Raw genomic sequence first — 21058 nt, forward strand, 5'->3', positions numbered from 1 at the left:
CGATGGTGACGTTCGCGCAGGCGCAGGAGCGCGCGGAGCGCTGGATCAACGCCGACGTACCCGCGGCCTTCCAACGCGAGGTGAAGGTCCGCGAGTTCGACCTGGGCTTCGTGGCCTGGGCGGAGGACCCGGTGGACGGTCCGGCGACGGACGGCGGCCGGACCCGCCTGGTGATCGCCCGGGACAGCGGCGAGACCACGCTGTGGCCGGGGCTGCCGGTGGGCGAGGTCATCCGCCGGTACGAGGAGGAGTACGGCGCCGCCGCGGCGTCCTACCAGGCACCGGAGCCGCCGCGCCGCATCGACCTGGAGGCCACGTCCTTCCTGCTGACGCCCCCGGAATGGCTCCAGGAGGTGGCGGACGCCATCGGACTGGGGGATCGGGCGGCGGATTCGGCGGAGGCGGAAGCCGGCGAGGACTCCGGGAGCGCGCCGGGTGGTGCGGTTCCGGACCGCGCCGGTGGGTCGGGTCCTGAGAGGGACGAGACGGACGGTGCCGGGTCTGCCGGGTCCGGGAGCGGGGCTCAGGTGGCGGCGGCTGCCGTGCCGGGTGACGCTCCGGCCGGGTCGGCTGAGGGCGACGCTCCGGGACGGGACGCGGACGAGGCCGGGTCCGGGGCCGGGGCGGGGGCCGGGGCCACGTCGGGGGGCGTCGGCGCGGCGTCTTCCGGGCAGGCGGCGGCTGCCGCTGGGCCGGTGACCGGGGCGGACACGCCGTGGGCCGGTACGGACACCGGCTCGGTCGAGGACGCCGACGACCGTTCGGTGGGACTGCCCGCGACCGTTTTCTCCCCCCAGGTGACCGTCGAGGAGCCGGACGCCTCTCCGGCCGCCCGGCCGGACGCCAAGACGCAACTGCTCTCGCAGGCCGGCCCGATGCCGCCCGTGGGCCCGATGCCGACGGCCGACGGGCCGGGGGCGGGTGGGCCGGGCGCGGGATCCGGCGATGCGGGAGCGGCGGCCCCGGGCGCCGGAGGGTCCGGCACGCCGGGCGGTCCCGGTGCGCCCGTTCCGCCGCCTCCGCCCGGTGTGCCCCCGATGCAGCAACCGCTCGGTGGCCCTTCGGTGCCGCCCGGTCCGCCCGCGGGACGTGCGCTGCGCGACCTGCCGCCGCCGTCCGGGCCGCCGGTCCTGAATGTGCCGCCGCCGCCCGGGTACGCCGTGCCCGGCCCGGCCGGTTCCGCCGGTCCGCACGCCGGGGGCCCGATGGTGCCGCCCCCGCCGGGTGTTCCGGGCCTGCCCGGCGTCGCGCAGGGGCCTGGTGGACCGGGTGGTCCGAGTGGACCGGGTGGTCCCGGAACGCCCGCGCAGTCGGCTCCGTCCGGTACCCCGGCCCCCGGCACCGCGGTCCCGCCTGGCGCGCCCAGCGCCCCGTCCCCGTCCCCGTCTCCTTCCCCGTCCCCGTCCGGGCCCGGCGCACCGGGTGCCCCCGCCGGGGGGTACGTGCCGACGCAGCTCGTCTCGCAGCTCGACGCCGAGGGGCTCGACCTGAGCGCGGTGGACGGCCCCGGCGCGCCGGGTGACCGTACGCCGGACGCCGCCGGTCCCGGCGGCACCGGCGGTTCCGGCTCCGGTGCGGCCGGTCCGCACGGCTCCGGAGCCCGCGAGGGCGAGCCGGGCGACGGCGCGTCCGGCGGTCGTGCTGCCGAGGGCCCCGGCGCGTCCGGTGGCCCGGGCGCGGGCGTGCACGCAGCGGCCACCATGCTGGCCGACGGTGCCGCCCTCGGCCTGCCCGGAGGCGGCCCCGGTGCACCGCACGCACCCGTACCGGCCCCGCCCGACTGGTCGAACGGACCAAGCGGACCGAACGGACCGAACGGGCCGAACGGACCCAAGCCGCCGGGCGCCCCCAAGCCCCCCGGCGTCCCCGGACAGCCCGGGACGGACGGGCCCACGGACGCCCCCACCCCCACCCCCGGTCCGTCCGGTCCGCCGACGCCGCCGTCCGCGCCGCCCGCAGCCGGTGGCGGCGGTGTGCACGCGGCGGCGACGATGCTCGCCGACGGCCTGTCCGGCCCCGGCGCGCCCGGTGGCCCGCAGGTCTCCGGCGGCCCGGCGGGCGGGCCCGTGCCCCCGCCCGCGCCCGGTCCGCACCCGGCCCCCATCGGGCCCGGTGGCCCCGGTGCCGCGCCGCTGCCGGGGCCGGGTGGCCCGGGCGTGCCGGGCGTTCCCGGCCCGCTGCCCGGTGGTGTGCCGGGCGCGTACGGGTACCCGCAGCCGCCGGGCGGGGTGCCGACCGTCGGCCCGGGGTACATGGCCGTCCTGAGTTACCGCGCGCCGGACGGTACGGAGCACAAGCTCGTCCGGCGTTCGGCGCCCGGGACCGCGCAGCCGCACCCGGAGTGGCAGCTGCTGCACGAGTTGCGGACGCTGAACATCCCGCCGCAGCAGGTGCTGGAGCTGCACACCGAGCTGGAGTCCTGCGACCTGCCGGGCGGCTACTGCGCCCGGATGATCCGGGAGAACTGGCCGCAGGTGCGCATCAGCCACACCGCCGCGTACGGCCGGGACCACGCCTCGCGGCAGCTCGGCGTGCGCCACCTCGTCGAGCACCAGGGCGAACTGCACCAGGTGGCGGACGGTCCGGCGCGGCCCGCGCCGGTGCGGGCGCCGCTGCCGCACCCGTCGCAGGTCCAGCCGGTGCCCCCGGCGCCGCCGCAGGCCATCGGGCAGGAGCTGGAGCAGGCGTTCGGGCCGCAGGGCATCTTCCGCTTCGACCAGCAGGCGGTGTCCCGGCAGGGCGTGCCGCCCGTCGTGGCGCAGACCCTGATGTGGGCGGGCCTGCCGGTGGACTGCGCGCCGTTCTTCTGGGCGCAGGCGCAGCCGGGGCGCCCGGTGCCGACGCTCGCCGAGCTGGCGGCGGAGCGCGGGATCCTGCCGGCCGCCGACGCCGGTTCCTACCTCGTGGTCGGCAACGACTTCGGCCGCCAGCTGTGCGTCCAGTACGGGACCGCCAACATCGTGGCGGTGCCGCTGGAGGCCGGGCCGGACGGGCAGCCTGCGGTGCCGCAGTTCGTGAACAGCGGCCTGCCGGAGTTCGTCCGCTGCCTGGCGATGCTGGGCCGGATGTGGCGGCTGCGGGCCGGTCTGACGCCGGAGCAGGCGGGCCGCTGGACCGTCGACTTCCAGGTGCAGCTGGTGGCGCTGGACCCGCACGCGCTCGGTTCGCCGGAGACGTGGTGGTCGGTGCTGCTGGAGCAGATGTGGGACGGGTTGCTGTAGGGGGGTGAGGGGTGCGCGGGGTGGTGTGGCCGTCCCGTGCGCCCCGCCGCCGACGGCCGTCTCGCGGTAGCAAGGCGTCCGCGCGGTCCTTCCGTGCGCCCCGCCGCTGACGGCCGCTTCACGGTGGGAAGGCGTCCGCGCGGCCGTCCCGTACGCACCCCGTCGCTGACGGCGGTCTCCCGGCCGCCTTACGCGCCGTAACCGCGTTGCCTTACGCGCCGAAGCCGCGTCGCCGTCCGCGCGGCCGTCCCGTACGCCCGACGCTGACGGCCGTCTCACGGAGGGAGGCGCTTGCGCGGCGCGCCCGCCGCTTTCGGCCGTGTCCCGACCGGCAGGGAACAACCCGCGCGGCCGTTCCCCGCGCGCCCGCCGCTGACGGCGCCTTTCCGGCTGCCTGACGAGCCGGAGCCCCCGGCCCCCGGGCCGCGCTCGACCTGCGCCGGGCCCCCGGCGCCGTGATCCTGCCTGTATGAACCAGCCGCCGCCCGGTCAGCCCCCGCCCGCGACCTCCGTGACGCTCCACCGCGCCGGACGCGGGGCCCGGGGTCGTCGGCGGAGGTGGCCCCGGCGCGTGCTGGTGGCGCTGCTGGTCGTGGTCCTGGTGCTGGTGGCGGGCGGGGCGGTGCTGTACCGGTGGGCGGCCGGGCAGGTGCGGCGGACGGACGCGCTCGCGGACTACCCGGGGCGCCCGGCCCCGGGGAAGGGCACCAACTGGCTGCTGATCGGCTCGGACAGCCGCGGCGACCTGACCCCCGAGCAGCGGCGGAAGCTGCACGTCGGCAACGACGCGGGGCTGAACACGGACACGATCATGGTGCTGCACACCGGGGACCGGGCGCCGACGCTGGTCAGCCTGCCCCGCGACAGCCACGTCACCATCCCGGGCCACGGCAAGAACAAGATCAACACAGCGTACGGGACCGGCGGACCAATCCTCCTGACGCGCACCGTCGAGCAGGCCACCGGGTTGCGCCTGGACCACTACGCCGAGGTGGACTTCCTCGGCTTCGTCCGGGTGGTGGACGCGCTGGGCGGCGTACGGCTGTGCCTCGACGAGCCGCTGAAGGACGAGAAGTCGGGGGCGGACTTCCCGGCCGGGTGTCACAAAGCGGACGGGGTCGCGGCCCTGGCGTTCGTACGGGCCCGGTACGCCGACCCGGAGGGGGACCTCGGCCGGGTGCGGCGGCAGCGGCGGCTGATCAGTGCGGTCGCGAACGCGATGACGAGCCCGGGCGTGCTGCTGAACCCGTTCCGGCTGGTGCCCGTCCTGGACGCCGAGCTGTCCGCGTTGACGGTGGACAACGGCACAAAGGTGCTGGATCTCGGACGACTGGGCCGCTCCATGAAGAAGATCGCCGATGGGGACGGAACGGCGACGACCGTTCCGGTCGCGAACCCCGGTGTGAACATGGGGGGCGAGGGTGATGTGCTGATCTGGGACGAGGAAGCGGCACAGCGGCTGTTCAGAGCGCTGCGGAACGACGACTCGATTCAGACTTCTGGCATCAATTGACGCATCCTGGAGCATGGAGAGGGGCGGAGTGTTGCGGTACGGCCACTTCGGATCGATCCGGAAAGATGTGCGCGGAACCGCGCCGCGCGTCGGAGAGGGGCTTGAGGGATGAGCGCATCGGTTTCGCCGCACGGATTCGAGATCGTCCGGGGTCGGGGGTACAAGCCGCAGGACGTGGACCGGCGTGTCGAAGGGCTGTCCATCGACCGCGACTCCTGCTGGGAGCGCGCCGCCCGGCTCACCGTCCTCGCCAACGAGATGGCGGCCGAGCTGGAGCAGATGCGCCAGTACATCGCGCAGCTCCCGCCGCAGACCTACGAGTCCCTGGGCGAGCAGGCCCAGCTCATCCTGCGGACGGCCGAGTCCGAGGCGGCCAGGCTGCGGCAGGAGGCCCAGGAGGAGGCCGACCGGGCGCGCGAGGAGGCCGAGGCCGACGGCCGGGGCGCGCAGATGGCCGCCGAGAAGGTCGCCCGCTCGGTGCGCACCGACGCCGAGGAACGCGCCCGGCGCACCCTGGAGGCGGCCCGCATCGAGGCCGACCGGCTGCGCGTGGAGGCCGCCAAGGACGCCGAGCAGTGGCGCACGGAGGCGCAGACCGCCCTCAAGGAAATGACCGTGCGCACCACCGAGGCGCTGCGCGAGCAGGAGAAGAACCACGCCGAGCAGTGGGAAGAGGAGGGGCGGGAGCTGGCGGCCCGCGAGGCGGAGCTGGCGCGGCACATCGCCGAGCTGGAGGAACGGGGCCGGGAGAAGATGGCCGAGGCCCAGCGGTTCTACGCCGAGATGGAGGAGGCCGGCCGGCACCGCCAGGAGGACGCCGAGGCGCGCGGCGCGGAACTGATCGCACAGGCCAAGGTCGAGGTGGAGCGGATCGAGCGGGCCACCGAGCGCACGCTGCGCGAGCACCGCGAGCGGGAGACCGAGGTGCGGGCCCACATGACGCACGTCCGCAACACGCTGGCCGCGCTGACGGGCAAGGCGCCGGTCGAGGACGACGCGGACGCGGCGACGGGCGGTGAGGCCCGGAGCGAGGCGGCGGAGATCGGCCGGGAGGCGGCGGAGACGGCCGCGGACGACCGGAATCGAAGCGAGCGGTCGCGGGACGAGCGGGTGTCGGCGGGCGCCGGGCGTGGCGGATCGTCGTCGTCCGCGGCTTCGGCCACGTCGTCCGGGTCGGGCGGGGCGTCGTTCGGGGCCTCGTCCGCCGCCGGTACCGCGTCCCGGAAGATCGCGGACCCGCGGGTGCCGAGGGCGGCCGTCGTGGGCACGTCCGGCAGGGCGGGCAGCGCCACGGGTGCCACGACTGCCGCGAGCGGGGCGGAGGCCGGCCGGACCGGTCCGCAGCGGTCCGTGGGGGCCCAGCGCGCCGCCGAGCCGTCGCCGGAGCCCCAGGAGCCGTCGGGGGACGGCGGCGGGGCGGGAACACGGCACACCGGTGCGTCCGGGAGCTCCAGCGGCTCCGACGGCTCCGGCAACCCGGACAACGAGGACACGTTGGAGACGCCGCTTCCCCGGCTTCCCGAGCAGCAGCAGTGAGGGAGACGGTCGTCCGCAGGGTGGCGCAACGTTTCGGTATGCGGGGGCGTGCGTAGGAGTGCGCAGGGTGCCGGGGCGCGCCCGTAAGGAGCGGCGTCCGGACGGACGCGACCGGCGTCCGCCCCGCTCGCCGTCACTGTCCCCGGTCCCCCGCCGTCACCGCCTCCGGCCGTCCGGCTGCCGCTCGGCTCCGGGGCCCGCTGCCGCGGACGGCGCCCGGGCGACCTCCGTGTCCCCGTCGCCGTTCTCGTCCCCGTTACCGTCCGCCGCCGGACCCACTTCGCCGTGGACGGGGAACCGGCGCGGGGCCAGGACGAGGAGCAGGACGAGGGCCAGGGCGGCGGCGCAGGCCGCGCCGAGGTAGACGTTGTCTACGGCGGTGTCGACGGCGCGCCGCAGGTAGTCGGTGGCGCGGGCGGTGAGGGTGCCGGCGTCCTCCAGGGCGTGCGAGACGGAGTCGAGGTCGCCGGGCAGGCCGGGGCGGATGTCGGCGGGCGCGGCGGCCAGCCGCCCGACGAGCGCGGCGTTGGCGACGGCGCCGAAGAGCGCCGCGCCCACCGACTGGCCGACCTGGCGGCAGAAGAGGACCGAGGCGGTGGTGGTGCCGCGTTCCGCGTAGCCCACCGAGGACTGCACGCGGATGATCAGCGGGAGCTGGAAGAGGCCGAGCACCGCGCCGAGGGCCAGCATGATCAGGGCGGGCTGCCAGGCGGCGCCCGGGTAGGGCAGCAGGGGGAAGGCGAGCAGGACGAGCGCTGCCGCGCCGATGCCGAGGACTGCGGTGTTCCGGATGCCGATGCGGTTGTAGACGTGGCTGCTCAGGGCGGCCGAGATCGGCCAGCTCAGTGTCATGACGGAGAGCACGAACCCGGCGGCTATGGGGCCGAGCCCGAGGACGGACTGCGCGTAGGTGGGCAGGAAGACGGTCGGCGCGACCATGAGGAGGCCGAGCGCGCCGAACGCCAGGTTCACGGCGGCGATCGGGCGGCGGCGCCAGACCCAGGCCGGAATGATCGGTTCCGCGGCCCGGCGCTCGATCAGGACGGTCGCCGCCGCGCACAGCGCGCTCCCGGCGAACAGCAGCAGGGACGGAGCGGAGGACCAGCTCCAGGCCACGCCGCCCTGCACCAGCGCGGTCAGCAGCAGCCCGCCGCAGGCGAAGATGGCCAGCGCCCCGGGCCAGTCCACGCGCGCCGGACCGGTGCGGGCCGGGCGCCGGGGCTCGTGGAAGTGGCGCCGGACGAGCCACAGGGCCAGTACGCCGACGGGCAGGTTGATCAGGAAGATCCAGCGCCAGTCGGCGTACGCGGCCAGCAGACCGCCCAGCGCGGGCCCGGCGACCGCCGAGGTGGCCCAGACGGTGGACAGCCGGGCCTGTATCTTCGGGCGCTCCTTGAGCGGGTACAGGTCGGCGGCGATGGTCTGCACGGTGCCCTGGAGGGCGCCGCCGCCCAGCCCCTGAAGCACCCGGAAGGCGATCAGCGAGGCCATGTCCCACGCGCCCGCGCACAGCAGCGAACCGGCGACGAAGGCGAGGATGCCGGTGATCAGGATGGGCTTGCGGCCGAAGGTGTCGGACAGCTTCCCGTAGACGGGGAGGGTGACGGTGACGGCGAGCAGGTAGCCGGAGAACAGCCAGGAGAAGACGGAGAAGCCGCCGAGGTCGCCGACGATCTGCGGCACGGCCGTCGCGATGATCGTGGAATCGAGCGCGGCGAGCGCCATGGCGAGCATGAGCGCGGCGACGACGGGGCCGCGCCGCGCGGGGGCGGGTGCCGCGGTGGTGGTGTCCGCGCCCGTCGCCTTGTCGGCTTCTGCGGCTGTGCCGGGGGAGGGCTCGGGGTGGGCCTGGGCGGTGTTCGTCACCGTCTTCCCGGGGTGCGGCCTCGTTCCGTCCGCAGCCGCCGGATCGGAAGGGCCCTCAAGGCGCGGCCCCGCCCCGTCCGCCGGACCGGAACGAGCCTGCTCCTCCGCCTCGTCCACGGCCGCCGCATCGGAAGAGGCGCCGGGCCCGGCCCCTGCCCCGGCAGCGCCCCCCGCCCCCTTCCCCGTACGCCCCATCCACCCCTTGAACACCGCCGCCCGCCGCATGCGCACCCACTCTCCCCAGCCGGCGCCAAATTCCGTGTATCCGACACCATTCCACGTGAGGGCCATACTCCGGAACAGCCTTTTCCGCGGGCTGAGACGGCCGCGTCCGGCGAACGGCCGCGTCCGGCGAACGGCCGCGCTCCGGTCGCGCCGCATCCGTCCGAGCCCACCGAGTCCCCGACCGGCACCCCGACCCGCACGCCCACCGTGGCCTCGGCCCGCGCCCCACCGGTGGCCCCGCCCCGCGCCGTCCCACCCGGCCTCCAGGCCCACCGCGCCCCGACCCGCACGCCCACCGTGGCCTCGGCCCGCGCCCCACCGTGGCCCCGCCCCGCGCCGTCGCACCCGGTCACCAGGCCCACCGCGCCCCGTTCGACACCCCGCCCGGCCGAGTCCAACGCGCCGCCCCCGACCGGCGCCCCACCCGGCGTCCCGCACCCACCCCCACCACCCCGTGCCCCCATGCCCCCCGACCGCCACCCCCGCCCTCCGAGGCGTAGCGGTGCGCGTGTGTCAGTGGGGGGTCGTACTCTTGGAAATCCCCGGCCCGTACGACGTGCCGGGCGCTCCGCGTTGCCTTTTCGGTCGCCGGACGGATCGCGTCGCCTGTGGAAGACCGGCCGCGTCGCCCTCCGTACGGACCGGGATCGGGACGGGTCGTGGGCGGACGGAATCCGGTGTACGCCTCCTCGGACGGAAAGCCCTGAACTCATGAGTCTGACTGGTCTGCTCGACGCCGTCGCGAAGGATCCGGCGCTCGCCGAAGCGGTGAAGGCGGCGGCCGACGGCAACCGTCCGCATGTCGATCTGGTGGGGCCGCCGGCCGCCCGCCCGTTCTCGGTGGCCGCGCTGGCGGCGCGGGCCGGGCGCCCGGTGCTGGCCGTCACCGCCACCGGCCGGGAGGCCGAGGATCTGGCGGCGGCGCTGCGTTCGCTGCTGCCGCCGGACGGCGTGGTGGAGTTCCCGTCCTGGGAGACGCTGCCGCACGAGCGGCTCTCGCCGCGCTCGGACACGGTCGGGCGGCGGCTGGCGGTGCTGCGCCGGCTGGCCCATCCGCGCAAGGACGATCCGGCGGCGGGGCCGGTGTCCGTGGTGGTGGCGCCGGTGCGTTCCGTGCTGCAGCCGCAGGTCAAGGGGCTGGGCGACCTGGAGCCGGTGAGCCTGCGGATCGGGCAGTCCGCCGACCTCGGGAAGGTCGTGGAGGGGCTGGCCGCGGCGGCGTACGCGCGTGTCGAACTGGTCGAGAAGCGCGGCGAGTTCGCGGTGCGCGGCGGGATCCTGGACGTGTTCCCGCCGACCGAGGAGCACCCGCTGCGGATCGAGTTCTGGGGCGACGACGTCGAGGAGATCCGTTACTTCAAGGTGGCCGACCAGCGGTCGCTGGAGGTCGCCGAGCACGGCCTGTGGGCGCCGCCGTGCCGCGAGCTGCTGCTGACCCCGCAGGTGCGGGCGCGGGCGGCGGAGCTGGCCGAGGAGCACCCGGAGCTGGGCGAGCTGCTGGGCAAGATCGCCGAGGGGATCGCGGTCGAGGGCATGGAGTCGCTGGCCCCGGTGCTGGTGGACGACATGGAACTGCTGCTGGACGTGCTGCCGGCCGGGAGCATGGCGGTGGTGTGCGATCCGGAGCGGGTGCGGACGCGCGCCGCCGACCTGGTGGCGACCAGTCAGGAGTTCCTCCAGGCGTCGTGGGCGGCGAGCGCGGGCGGCGGCGAGGCGCCGATCGACGTGGGCGCGGCCTCGCTGTGGGGGCTGGCGGACGTTAGGGACCGGGCGCGCGAACTGGGCATGATGTGGTGGTCGGTGAGCCCGTTCGCCGCCGACGAGGAGCTGGACGGCGACACCCTCAAGCTGGGGATGCACGCCCCGGAGTCCTACCGGGGCGACACCCAGCGGGCGCTGGCGGACACCAAGCGGTGGCTGGCCGACGGCTGGCGCACCGCCTACCTCACCGAGGGCCACGGCCCGGCCTCCCGCACGGTGGAGGTGCTGGGCAACGAGGGCATCGCGGCCCGGCTGGACGCGGAGCTGGGGGAGCTGTCCCCGTCGGTGGTGCACGTCTCCTGCGGTTCGCTGGACTCCGGCTTCGTCGACCCGGGCCTGGGGCTGGCGGTCCTGACGGAGACCGACCTGACGGGCCAGAAGGCGGCGAGCAAGGACCTGGGCCGGATGCCGGCCCGCCGCCGCAAGACGATCGACCCGCTCACCCTCCAGGCGGGCGACTTCATCGTCCACGAGCAGCACGGTGTGGGCCGGTACATCGAGATGGTGCAGCGCACGGTGCAGGGCGCCACCCGCGAGTACCTGCTCGTGGAGTACGCGCCCGCCAAGCGCGGCCAGCCCGGGGACCGCCTCTACATCCCCACCGACCAGTTGGAGCAGGTCACCAAGTACGTGGGCGGCGAGGCGCCGACGCTGCACCGGCTCGGCGGCGCCGACTGGACCAAGACCAAGGCGCGCGCCAAGAAGGCCGTCAAGGAGATCGCCGCCGACCTGATCAAGCTGTACTCGGCGCGGATGGCGGCGCCCGGCCACCCCTTCGGCCCGGACACCCCCTGGCAGCGCGAGCTGGAGGACGCGTTCCCGTACGCGGAGACGCCCGACCAGCTCACCACCATCGCCGAGGTCAAGGAGGACATGGAGAAGACGGTCCCGATGGACCGGCTGATCTGCGGCGACGTCGGCTACGGCAAGACCGAGATCGCGGTCCGCGCCGCCTTCAAGGCCGTTCAGGACGGCAAGCAGGTGGCGGTGCTGGTGCCGACCACGCTGCTGGTGCAGCAGCACTACGGGACGTTCACCGAGCGGTACGGGCAGTTCCCCGTCGTCGTCAAGGCGCTGTCCCGCTTCCAGACGGACACCGAGGCCAAGGCGGTGCTGGAGGGGCTGCGGGACGGCTCGGTGGACGTCGTCATCGGCACCCACCGCCTCTTCTCGTCCGAGACGAAGTTCAAGGACCTGGGCCTGGTCATCGTGGACGAGGAGCAGCGGTTCGGCGTCGAGCACAAGGAGCAGCTCAAGAAGCTGCGGGCCAATGTCGACGTGCTGACGATGTCGGCGACGCCCATCCCGCGCACGCTGGAGATGGCGGTCACCGGCATCCGCGAGATGTCCACCATCACCACCCCGCCCGAGGAGCGCCACCCGGTCCTGACCTTCGTCGGCCCGTACGAGGAGAAGCAGATCGGCGCGGCCATCCGCCGCGAGCTGCTGCGCGAGGGCCAGGTCTTCTACATCCACAACCGGGTCGAGTCCATCGACCGGGCGGCGGCCAAGCTCCGCGAGATCGTGCCGGAGGCCCGTATCCAGACCGCGCACGGCCAGATGGGCGAGGCGCAGCTCGAACAGGTCGTGGTCGACTTCTGGGAGAAGAAGTTCGACGTGCTGGTCTCCACGACCATCGTCGAGTCGGGCATCGACATCTCCAACGCCAACACCCTCATCGTCGAACGCGGCGACAACTTCGGCCTCTCGCAGCTCCACCAGCTCCGCGGCCGGGTCGGCCGGGGCCGCGAGCGCGGCTACGCGTACTTCCTGTACCCGCCGGAGAAGCCGCTGACGGAGACCGCGCACGAGCGGCTGGCGACCATCGCCCAGCACACGGAGATGGGCGCGGGCATGTACGTCGCCATGAAGGACCTGGAGATCCGGGGTGCGGGCAACCTGCTCGGCGGCGAGCAGTCCGGGCACATCGCGGGCGTCGGTTTCGACCTGTACGTCCGGATGGTGGGCGAGGCGGTCGCCGACTACCGGGCCTCGCTGGAGGGCGGCGTGGAGGAGGAGCCGCCGCTGGAGGTCAAGATCGAGCTGCCGGTGGACGCGCACGTCCCGCACGACTACGCGCCCGGCGAGCGGCTGCGCCTCCAGGCGTACCGGTCCATCGCCTCCGCCAACTCCGAGGCCGACATCGCCGCCGTCCGCGAGGAGCTGACCGACCGCTACGGCAAGCTGCCCGAACCGGTCGAGAACCTGCTGCTGGTCGCCGGCCTGCGGATGCTGGCCCGCTCCTGCGGCGTCTCCGACATCACGCTCCAGGGGACGAACGTCCGCTTCGGCCCGGTGGAGTTGCGCGAGTCGCAGGAGCTGCGCCTGAAGCGGATCTACCCGCGCTCGGTCATCAAGGCCGCCACCCACCAGGTCCTCGTCCCGCGCCCGACCACGGGCACGATCGGCGGCAAGCCGCTGGTGGGGCGGGAGTTGCTGGCGTGGGTGGGGGAGTTCTTGACGACGGTTCTGGGGTGAGGGGGAGCGGGCTTCTGCCGGTGACGCCCGGCCTGTCGTGCCGAAGGGCGCGTCACCGGCGCACGGCTGACCGGCGCCCCTCGACGTGCCGCGCTGGCCGAAGGCCCGTATCCCTCTCGTCATGCCGCACGGCGAAGGCCCGTACCCGGCGACCGGGTACGGGCCTTCGCCGTGGCGTGCGTCGGATCAGCCGGCCTTCTTGGCCCCGCGGCGGCGCACGGCGAAGACCGCCCCGGCGCCGAGCACCACGGCCGCGCCGCCCGCGAGGGCGATCTGCGGCAGGGCGGACGACGAACCGGTCGAGGCGAGGTTGCCGTCGGTCGCGGTCGCGGTCGGCACCGGCGTGGCGGTGGCGTGGTCGTCCGTGGCGGGCACGGGCTTGCCGGAGTCGCCGCCCTGCGCCTTCGGGCCCGGACGGTCCTTGTCCGCGACCTTGCCGGGCTTGGCCTCGTCGACGGTGCCGGGCTTGCTGCCGGCGGGCAGCACCTCGAAGTTGTAGCGCTTCATGGGGCCGAGGACGCAGGGGTTGTACGGGTCGGAGGCGTCGCCCGCGAAGAGGGAGAAGCCCGTCTTGGCCGGTCCGCCCGCCGTGATGGACATGCGCATCTTGACGTCGGTGCGGGCGCCGGGCCGCATGTTCTTGATGGCCGGGAGGTGCGAGCTGCCCTGCTGGCTCAGTTCCTTCCAGCCCGCGCCGTCGGACCACTCCACCTTCATGAAGTGCTGGTTCTCGTGCGTGCTCTCCAGGCGGAAGAAGACCAGCGGCTCCACGTCCAGGGTGCGGTCGGTGCCGTTGGCCACGGTGAAGGAGAAGTCGACCGTGCTGCCGGTGACGACCTTCGAGGGCAGGCCGTTGGCCAGCACGGTCAGGCCCGGCACGCGCACGCACTCCTTGGCGGTGGCGAGCGCCTTGTCGGCGGCCTCCTTGTCCTTGAGCGCCTCGCCCTTGGCCCACTGGAGCTTGCTCAGTTCCCGGAACACCGCGACCCGGGCGTCTCCCACCGCCTTCGCGGCGTCCTTGCGCGCGGCGTCCGCGTCCTCCTTCTTCTTGGCCGCGGTCCCGGCCGCCGCTTCGGCGGCTTCCAGGGACGTGCGCGCCTCGGCCTTCGCCGCCTCGTCCTCGGCCGCGTCCAGCTTGGCCCGGGCGTCCGTGACCGCCTGGTCGGCGGCCGTCTTCTCCTCGGCGGCGGCCTTGGCCGCCTTGTTCGCGGCGAGGAGGGCCGCCCCGAGCGGGTGGGAGCCCTTGTCCAGGGCGTCCATGGTGTCGTCCACCTTCTTCTGCCCGGCCTTCTCGGCGGCGACGGCGTCCTTGTACGCCCGGTCCGCGTCGGCGGCGGCCTTCCGCAGCTCCTCGTAGGTCGGCCGCTGCTGTGTGCGCGTCGTCGGCTGGGTGTCGGCCAGCGCGGCGGAGCCCGCGGAGAGCACGAGCGCGGGCGCGGTCACGGCGGCGACGACGGCGGTCGCGAGGGTACGGCGAAGGTTCACTGAGGTCCTTTTTCCTGGTCAGAGATAAGGGACCACCGCGTGCCGAGGCGGGCGCGGCGGGACGCCCGCGATCGTAGGACCGGAATAAGGGCCGGGGACAACGCAATAGCGATCGGGCGAAAGCGTTATCCACCCACCCCGGCGGACATTCCGGGGCAACTGCCCACAGTTGTGCGCGATGCGGCGGGTTTCTGTGTGATCTTTTCGACGAGGCTTTGCCTGATCGTTCCTCGTCGTTCGGTTCGCCTTGCCGCATCGCTCGCTCTTACGTGGTACGGCGACCGGCCGCCCGTCCCTCAGCCGCCCGACGTCCGCCGCAGCACGATCACCTCGCCCCGGATGCCCAGCACCCCGTACGTGGCCTTCGGGTGCCGCTGGGCGGCGTCGGCCAGTACCTGCTGGGGGGTGCGGTCGGGGCGGGTCTGGAGGGCGATGTAGTCGGGCGCGATGCCGCGGGTGTCGCCGATCCACAGGACGCGGGTGCGTCCGGCGAGGCGGCTGATGGGGCGGATGTCGGCCTCGACGGTCGCGCCGTCGGGGATCTCGGCGAGCAGCCGCTCGGCCTGCGGGACGGCGTCCGGCACCTCGTAGGTGGCGGCCTCGGTGAGCCGGGCCAGCGGCAGCGACGTGGTCAGCGCCAGCGCCGCGGCGAGCGCGGCGGCGGGGAGATGGTGCGCGTACGCGCGCAGCCAGGGCCGGCGGGCGGCGCGCAGGCGCGGCAGCACGTCGGCGAGGGCCAGGAAGAGCACCGGCATCAGGACGGCGTTGTAGTGCCAGTCGGTGCCCCAGTAGTGGTCTTCGTGGGAGACGAAACGCCATCCCACGGTCGGCACCGCGACCAGCAGCAGGGGCGAACGCAGCGCCAGCAGGCCGGTGGTGGGCAGCAGCAGCCACAGCAGCGTACGGATCGCGGTGTCGACCGGGATGACGGGGGCCGGGCCGCCGTCGCCGCCCAGCTTGTTCCAGTAGTCGTACGAGCCGGAGCCGTTGAAGGCGGGGATGATCACGCCGAGGGTGACGGCGACGGCGGCGAGGCCGAAGACGACCAGGCCGATCGCCAGGGGAACGGCCCGGCGCGCCCGCACCAGTATCACGACGCCGATGGCCGCCGCGGTGACCCCCAGGTCCTCCTTGACGAGCACCAGGGGCGCCGCCCAGCACACCGCCGCCGTCCAGCGTCGCCGCAGGACCGCTTCGAGGGCGAAGGCGATCAGCGGGACCGCGAAGGCGATCTCGTGGAAGTCGAAGTCGGCGGCCTTCTGGAGCCCCCAGGACAGCCCGTAGGCGATGCCGACGGCGGCGCCCCGGCCGCGGCCCAGCAGGCGGGCGGCGGCCCGGGTCACGGGTATCGCGGACAGGGCGAACAGCGCGGACTGCGCGACCAGCAGCGTCGCCCCGGACGGGAACAGCCGGTAGAAGGGCGCCAGCAGCACCAGGACCGGGCTGAAGTGGTCGCCCAGGATGTTGGTGCCCGGCCCCTTCAGGTCGGCCGTGGGCGCCTGGAGGTGCGCGTAGCCGCGTACGGCTTGTTCGAATATGCCCAGGTCCCAGGAGACGGTCGCCATCGCGCGGAACCGGGTGACGGAGACCGCGGCGAACAGGACGAAGAGGGCCAGGGCCAACCAGTAGGGGTCCAGGCGCGGAGCCCGTAGGGCCGCGCCCCGGCGGGGAGCGGGGGCGGTCTTCTCCGGTGAGGTGCCCTCGCTCGTGGGGCCGGGGGCGGGAACGCCGGCGCGCCCGGTCGGGGGAGCGGGGGTGCCGTCGGGCTCGGAGGAGGGCCGGGGGACGGCGGCCCTGCCGCCCGCGGCGGTCGCTGCGGCCGTGTCCATGGAGATCCTTACTCTCAATTTCCGAAAAGATATCGGAGGCCGAACGTACGGCCGATGCCGAGCCCGCCACCTCCCCGATGGGATGCCACACCTTGATACGCACCACGTCCGCCCCCACCACCACGTCCTCGTCCACCCCGGTCGCGGGAGGAGGGGACGGGCGACGGGGACGGGCACAAGGAGAGGGACGGCACCCGTCGCGCGGACGGTTGCGGAGCCACCGGGCGGCCCGCGGCGTCCTGGCCGGCGCCCTCGCGGCGGCGGTGCTCGCCGGCTGCGGCGCGAAGGCCGAGGCCAAGGCCCCGCACGCGACCGGCAAGGCCCCGACCGGCAAGGCCACCACGAAGCCGGGCCGCACCTCCGGCGACCGCACGGCCGTCAGCCCCCTGGACAACCCCGACGGCACCCGGCCCGGCCTCGCCGCGCTCACCTCCCAGGCCGAACGGGCGCGCGGCGCGCAGTACATCAACGGCGTGCGCACCGCCGCCGCGGGCCGTCAGACCGGCTACGACCGCAAGAAGTTCGGCTACGCCTGGATGGACACGGCCGACGGCGTCCCCATGGCCCGCAACCACTGCGACACCCGCAACGACCTGCTGCGGCGGGACGGCAAGAACCTGCGCTTCCGCTCCGGCTCGCGCTGCGTCGTCGTCTCGATGAACCTCCACGACCCGTACACCGGCAAGGACATCGCCTGGAAGAAGCAGAAGGCGGCGGCCGTCCAGATCGACCACGTCGTCCCGCTCTCATACAGCTGGCGCATGGGCTCCGCCCGGTGGAACCAGGCCAAGCGCCAGCAACTGGCCAACGACCCGCTCAACCTCCTCCCGGTGGACGGCCCCGCCAACAACGGCAAGGGCGACTCGGGCCCGTCCGAATGGCTGCCGCCCAACAAGGACATCCGGTGCGCGTACGCGGTGCGCTTCGCGCAGGTCGCCGTGAAGTACGGGCTGCCGGTGACGCGTTCGGACAAGAAGGTGATGCTCGCGCAGTGCGGGAAGTGATGTGCGCGGGGATGGGGGAGCTGTCGCGCGGGAGCTGACGTGCGGGAGCTGAGGCTCGCGCGGCGCGAGAGGGCGCCTGTATGGGGCGCCGGTGCGCCTTTATGAGGTGCTTGCGCACTGGCTGCCCTTATAGGCGCAGGCGCTCCCTTATAGGGCACAGGTGCGCCCTGATGGTGCGGCGTCCCGCCATCAGGGCGCGCGCACCAAAAAGCCGTTGGCCCGAGTCCGCCCCCACGCGGTCTCGGACCAACGGCGGTCCGGTGGCTCTGCCACGCCCGGGTGTCCGGGGGGTCCCCGGATGCCCGGGGAGTCAGAGCGGTTGGTGGTTCAGCCGAGGCCGTGCACAGCGACGTACCTCGGGGGTCCGGGGAGCCGTGGGGCCGGGGCCTCACGCTGTCCGCGGACCCGGGAGTCCGCGGACTCCCGGGGATTCCCGGAGCCTCAGAGAGGCAGGTTCCACTGGATGCCCTCGTGGTCGAGGCTCGGGGTGACCTCGACGTCGAGGACCTTGGCGTCGGCCGGGGCGTCGAAGGCCATCTCCACGGTGGCGGCCTTGCCGGGCAGGATCGAGCCGGTGAAGGTGCCCAGCATCTTGCCGTCGAAGATGCGCTCGGCGGTCGTGCCCGCCGCGCCCGCCTTCGCTTCGACGAGGACCATGTCGGCCTTGAACTTGTCCTTGCCCTTGTTCTGGACCTGGACGGTCACCTTGTATGCCTTGTTGCCCTTCTGGTGGCCGGCGGCGAACTCGTCCGGGGTGTACGGGGTCGCCTTGGAGACGGTGACCTCGATGCCGGAGTCGTAGGAGGCGGTGTCACCCGGGCCGTAGGTCTCGGCCGACGGGTCCTTCTTGCCGGAATCGGAGCTGGAGTCGGAGCCCGAGTCCGAGTCCGAGCCGGAGGCGCCGGCCGAGACGCTGTTCGTGCGGGCCTTGCTGTCGAGCTTGTCGATCTCGTCCACGACCTTCTTCGCCGCGGTGAGGAAGATGATCAGGCCGACGACCGCGAGGATCAGCGAGATGGCGCCCAGGATCGTGCCCGTGATGGCCACGCCCTTGTTGGTGGCCTGGCCGCGCTTGGCCCGGCCCATGCCCACCAGGCCGAAGATCAGTGCCAGCAGGCCGAGGATGCCCGCCAGCCAGAAGAACAGCGGTATCAGGCCGAAGACCGCGCCGATGATGCCGAGGATCAGAGCGGCGATGCCGAGACCGTTGCGCGCCGCCTGCGGGGCGGGCATGCCCATCTGGGGCGGCGGGGGGTAGTACGGCTGCTGAGACATGGGAGGAGGGCCCCTTCCGGGCGCTGGAACTGAGTCCTTTTCAAGCGACGGGAGTCATCACAGCACGAGCCTGTGAACCGAGTCAACATGATTCACTGGGAAAGGTTGGTTCACGGCTGTGAAGGGCTCGGCGGGATGGCGGTGGGTATGCTCGAAGGAACAGCAGGCTCGGGGGAAATGGGGACAGGAGCCAGAAAGGTGCCGCACAGCGCATCACCGGACAACACGTCGCCCGACCACGGACCATCGGGTGCGATGCCCCCGGGCCACCGGGCCCCACGCGACGCGCCACCGGGCGGTGACCGCGCCACCGAGGTGACCGCCGCCGGCATCGCGCGACTGGCCGGCGTGGGACGCGCCGCGGTCAGCAACTGGCGCCGCCGCCACGCCGACTTCCCCAAACCGGTGGGCGGCACCGAGACCAGCCCCACCTTCTCCCTCGCCGACATCGAGCACTGGCTGCGCGACCAGGGCAAGCTCGCCGAAGTACCGCTGAGCGAACGGGTCTGGCAGCAGCTCGTCGGGCACCCCGCCGGCGTCGCCGTCGCCCTGTGCCACGTGGGCGCCGTCCTGCTGTTCGTACGGGAACGGCCCGCCGCATGGCGCCAGTTGAGCCGGGGCGCCAACGACACCGAGTTGACGGGCCTGCTGCCCCCGGCCCTGGACGCCGTCCTCACCACCCGGTTCGGGGCGCGGCACCCCGTGCACGGGCTCACCCGCGCGGCGCTCGCGCCCTCCGCCGCGCTCGTCCGCGGTGCCGCCGAACTCGCGGCGGAGCGCGGTGCGGCGGAGGCGTACGAGTTCCTGCTGGGGCGCCACCTGGACGCCAATCCGCGGCAGTTCACCCTCACCCCGCCCGGCGCCGCCGAGCTGATGGCCGCGCTGGCCGGACCGGCGGACACGGTCCTGGACCCGTCCTGCGGCACCGGCGGCCTGCTCTTCGCGGCGCGGCACGCCATGGGGGGAACGGATGCCGGTGCGGGAACGGGGGCCGGTACGGGCACGGATGCCGGTACGGGCACGGATCCAGGCCCTGCCGGGAAGGCGCGCGCGGCCGGTGTCGGAGGCTTTGGCAAGGTGCCCGAGGCCGGTGCCGACGCCGCCGGGAAGGTGCCCCCGGCCCGTACCGACGCCGCCGGGAAGACGCCCGAGGCCGCCGCCTCCGGCAAGGCGCCCGAAGCCCACGAGGGCCCCCGCGCCCTGTACGGCCAGGAGGCCGACACCGGCCTCGCCGCGCTCACCGCCCTGCGGCTGGCCCTGCGTGCCCCCGGCGCACGGGTCCGGGTGCGCGCCGCCGACACCCTGCGCGCCGACGCCTTCCCCGACCTGACCGCCGACGCCGTCCTCGCCCACCCGCCCTTCAACGAGCGCAACTGGGGCCACGACGAGCTGGCCTACGACCCGCGCTGGGAGTACGGCTTCCCGGCCCGCACCGAATCCGAGCTGGCCTGGGTGCAGCACGCGCTGGCGCGGCTGCGCCCGGGCGGCACCGCCGTGCTGCTCATGCCGCCCGCCGCCGCCTCCCGCCGCTCCGGCCGCCGCATCCGCGCCGACCTGCTGCGGCGCGGCGCGCTGCGCGCCGTCATCGCGCTCCCGGCCGGGGCCGCCCCGCCCTACGGCATCCCGCTGCACCTGTGGGTGCTGCGCAAACCCGACGCCACCGCCCCGGCCTCGCCGCACCTGCTCGTCGTGGACACCGCCGCACCGGCCGCCGGCTCGCCCGTCCCCGCCGGCCCGGCCTCGGGCCGCGACAAGGTGGACTGGCAGGCCGTCCACACCACCGCCCTGGAGGCCTGGCGCGCCTTCGACCGGGACGGCGGGGTCGAGGAACAGCCCGGCGTCCGGCGTTCCCTGGCCGCCATCGACCTCCTGGACGACGACGTCGACCTCGCCCCGGCCCGGCACCTCCCGCCGCCCGCCGCGGCCGGCGGGCCCGCCGAACTCGCCCGGGTGCACGACCGGCTGACCGCCGTCCTGGCCCGCACGAAGGAACTCACCCCGCGCGCGGACACCCCGGCGGCGGACGCGCGCTCCGTACGGGAGTCCGCGCCCGCCCGCTGGCCGCTGACCACCGTCGGGGAACTGGCGCGCGGCGGCGCGCTGCTGCTGCGCTCCGGCGGCGCGGGCACCGCGACGGGTCCCGCGTCCCCCGCCGTGCTCACCGACCACGACGTGATCGGCGGCACCGCGCCCTCCGGCACCCTCCCCGAGGCGTCCGGCGCGGGCGCGGCGTCCGGGGCCGAGGAACCGGTCCTCGTGGAGGCCGGGGACGTGGTGGTGCCGGTGCTCGGCGGCGGCGCGGTCGCCCGGGTCGTGGACGAGGCCACCGCGGGCGCCGCCCTCGGACGCAACCTGTCCCTCCTGCGTCCCGATCCGGACGCCCTGGACCCCTGGTTCGTGGCCGGTTTCCTGCGCGGCACCGCCAACACCCGGCAGGCCAGCAGCTACGCCTCCACCGCCACCCGCCTCGACGTCCGCCGCCTGCACCTGCCCCGGCTGCCGCTGCCCGAACAGCGCCGGTACGGCCGCCGCTTCCGGGAACTCGCCGCCTTCGAGGAGGCGCTGCGGCTGGCGCACCGGCTGGGGGAGCAGCTCGTCCAGGGGCTGTACGACGGGTTCACGGATGGGTCGGTGCTGCCGGATTGAGGGGTGTGGCGGCGCGGGGCAGGGCCCTCCCCGCCGCGCGGTCCACCGCCGGATCGCCGGGCGTTGCCGCACGAGGCGGGGCCCTGGGCTTTGGGCCCTGATCGCCGGTCGCGTCGCCGGTCGCCGTACCCGCGGCCGGTACGGGTCGTCGTCCCGATGACCGTCCTGATCCGTACAACCCCGGACGGCCGAACAGTGTCGTATATACGCTCGACTGCA

The 21058-nt window shown here is 74.7% G+C and carries 10 protein-coding genes; 6 read left to right on the top strand and 4 right to left on the bottom strand.

The window, feature by feature from the left end; all coding sequences use genetic code 11:
• Positions 1-2 precede the first annotated feature (2 nt).
• The 3 genes from ABZX96_RS01180 (at position 3) to ABZX96_RS01190 (ending at position 6270) form a co-directional block, all read left to right on the top strand.
• Positions 3-3221, top strand: a complete 3219-nt coding sequence (locus ABZX96_RS01180; RefSeq protein WP_355535728.1) for an SUKH-4 family immunity protein — start codon at positions 3-5, stop codon at positions 3219-3221.
• 577 nt (positions 3222-3798) lie between these two features.
• Positions 3799-4734 carry an LCP family protein gene (locus tag ABZX96_RS01185; protein WP_355535901.1) on the top strand — a complete coding sequence of 312 codons (936 nt, stop codon included), beginning with the start codon at positions 3799-3801 and terminating at the stop codon, positions 4732-4734.
• A gap of 108 nt (positions 4735-4842) precedes the next feature.
• Positions 4843-6270: a cellulose-binding protein gene (locus tag ABZX96_RS01190; RefSeq protein ID WP_355535730.1), complete on the top strand. Its 1428-nt coding sequence runs from the start codon at positions 4843-4845 to the stop codon at positions 6268-6270.
• A gap of 156 nt (positions 6271-6426) precedes the next feature.
• On the opposite strand, the gene ABZX96_RS01195 is transcribed toward ABZX96_RS01190, so the two are convergent.
• Positions 6427-8004 carry an MFS transporter gene (locus ABZX96_RS01195; RefSeq protein WP_355535904.1) on the bottom strand — a complete coding sequence of 526 codons (1578 nt, stop codon included), beginning with the start codon at positions 8002-8004 and terminating at the stop codon, positions 6427-6429.
• A 1068-nt stretch (positions 8005-9072) separates the two neighbouring features.
• Between ABZX96_RS01195 and mfd the strand changes: the two genes are divergently transcribed.
• Positions 9073-12600 (top strand): transcription-repair coupling factor, encoded by a 3528-nt coding sequence (mfd, locus tag ABZX96_RS01200; RefSeq protein WP_355535732.1) that lies wholly within the window; start codon positions 9073-9075, stop codon positions 12598-12600.
• A 186-nt stretch (positions 12601-12786) separates the two neighbouring features.
• Here the strand turns inward: mfd and ABZX96_RS01205 are convergent, their stop codons facing one another.
• Together ABZX96_RS01205 and ABZX96_RS01210 are read right to left on the bottom strand one after the other, a co-directional pair.
• Positions 12787-14085 carry an LAETG motif-containing sortase-dependent surface protein gene (locus tag ABZX96_RS01205; protein ID WP_355535734.1) on the bottom strand — a complete coding sequence of 433 codons (1299 nt, stop codon included), beginning with the start codon at positions 14083-14085 and terminating at the stop codon, positions 12787-12789.
• 296 nt (positions 14086-14381) lie between these two features.
• Positions 14382-15914 (bottom strand): DUF2079 domain-containing protein, encoded by a 1533-nt coding sequence (locus tag ABZX96_RS01210; RefSeq protein WP_355535737.1) that lies wholly within the window; start codon positions 15912-15914, stop codon positions 14382-14384.
• 92 nt (positions 15915-16006) lie between these two features.
• Between ABZX96_RS01210 and ABZX96_RS01215 the strand changes: the two genes are divergently transcribed.
• Positions 16007-16918: an HNH endonuclease family protein gene (locus tag ABZX96_RS01215; RefSeq protein WP_355535740.1), complete on the top strand. Its 912-nt coding sequence runs from the start codon at positions 16007-16009 to the stop codon at positions 16916-16918.
• 441 nt (positions 16919-17359) lie between these two features.
• On the opposite strand, the gene ABZX96_RS01220 is transcribed toward ABZX96_RS01215, so the two are convergent.
• Positions 17360-18193, bottom strand: a complete 834-nt coding sequence (locus ABZX96_RS01220) for a DUF4190 domain-containing protein (RefSeq protein WP_355535743.1) — start codon at positions 18191-18193, stop codon at positions 17360-17362.
• A 255-nt stretch (positions 18194-18448) separates the two neighbouring features.
• On the opposite strand from ABZX96_RS01220, the gene ABZX96_RS01225 reads away from it, so the two are divergent.
• The gene (locus ABZX96_RS01225; protein WP_355535746.1) at positions 18449-20839 is read left to right on the top strand and encodes an N-6 DNA methylase; all 2391 of its coding nucleotides are present in this window, start codon (positions 18449-18451) and stop codon (positions 20837-20839) included.
• The last annotated feature ends 219 nt before the right edge of the window (positions 20840-21058 follow it).

The organism is Streptomyces sp. NPDC003077 (assembly GCF_040611095.1).
Taxonomy (GTDB): domain Bacteria; phylum Actinomycetota; class Actinomycetes; order Streptomycetales; family Streptomycetaceae; genus Streptomyces.

Bases quoted from the DNA above. Each gene is read 5' to 3' on its own strand.
- mfd (WP_355535732.1), top strand. From the start codon at position 9,073: ATGAGTCTGACTGGTCTGCTCGACGCCGTCGCGAAGGATCCGGCGCTC.
- ABZX96_RS01225 (WP_355535746.1), top strand. From the start codon at position 18,449: ATGCCCCCGGGCCACCGGGCCCCACGCGACGCGCCACCGGGCGGTGAC.
- ABZX96_RS01210 (WP_355535737.1), bottom strand. From the start codon at position 15,914: ATGGACACGGCCGCAGCGACCGCCGCGGGCGGCAGGGCCGCCGTCCCC.
- ABZX96_RS01220 (WP_355535743.1), bottom strand. From the start codon at position 18,193: ATGTCTCAGCAGCCGTACTACCCCCCGCCGCCCCAGATGGGCATGCCC.
- ABZX96_RS01180 (WP_355535728.1), top strand. From the start codon at position 3: ATGGTGACGTTCGCGCAGGCGCAGGAGCGCGCGGAGCGCTGGATCAAC.
- ABZX96_RS01195 (WP_355535904.1), bottom strand. From the start codon at position 8,004: ATGCTCGCCATGGCGCTCGCCGCGCTCGATTCCACGATCATCGCGACG.
- ABZX96_RS01190 (WP_355535730.1), top strand. From the start codon at position 4,843: ATGAGCGCATCGGTTTCGCCGCACGGATTCGAGATCGTCCGGGGTCGG.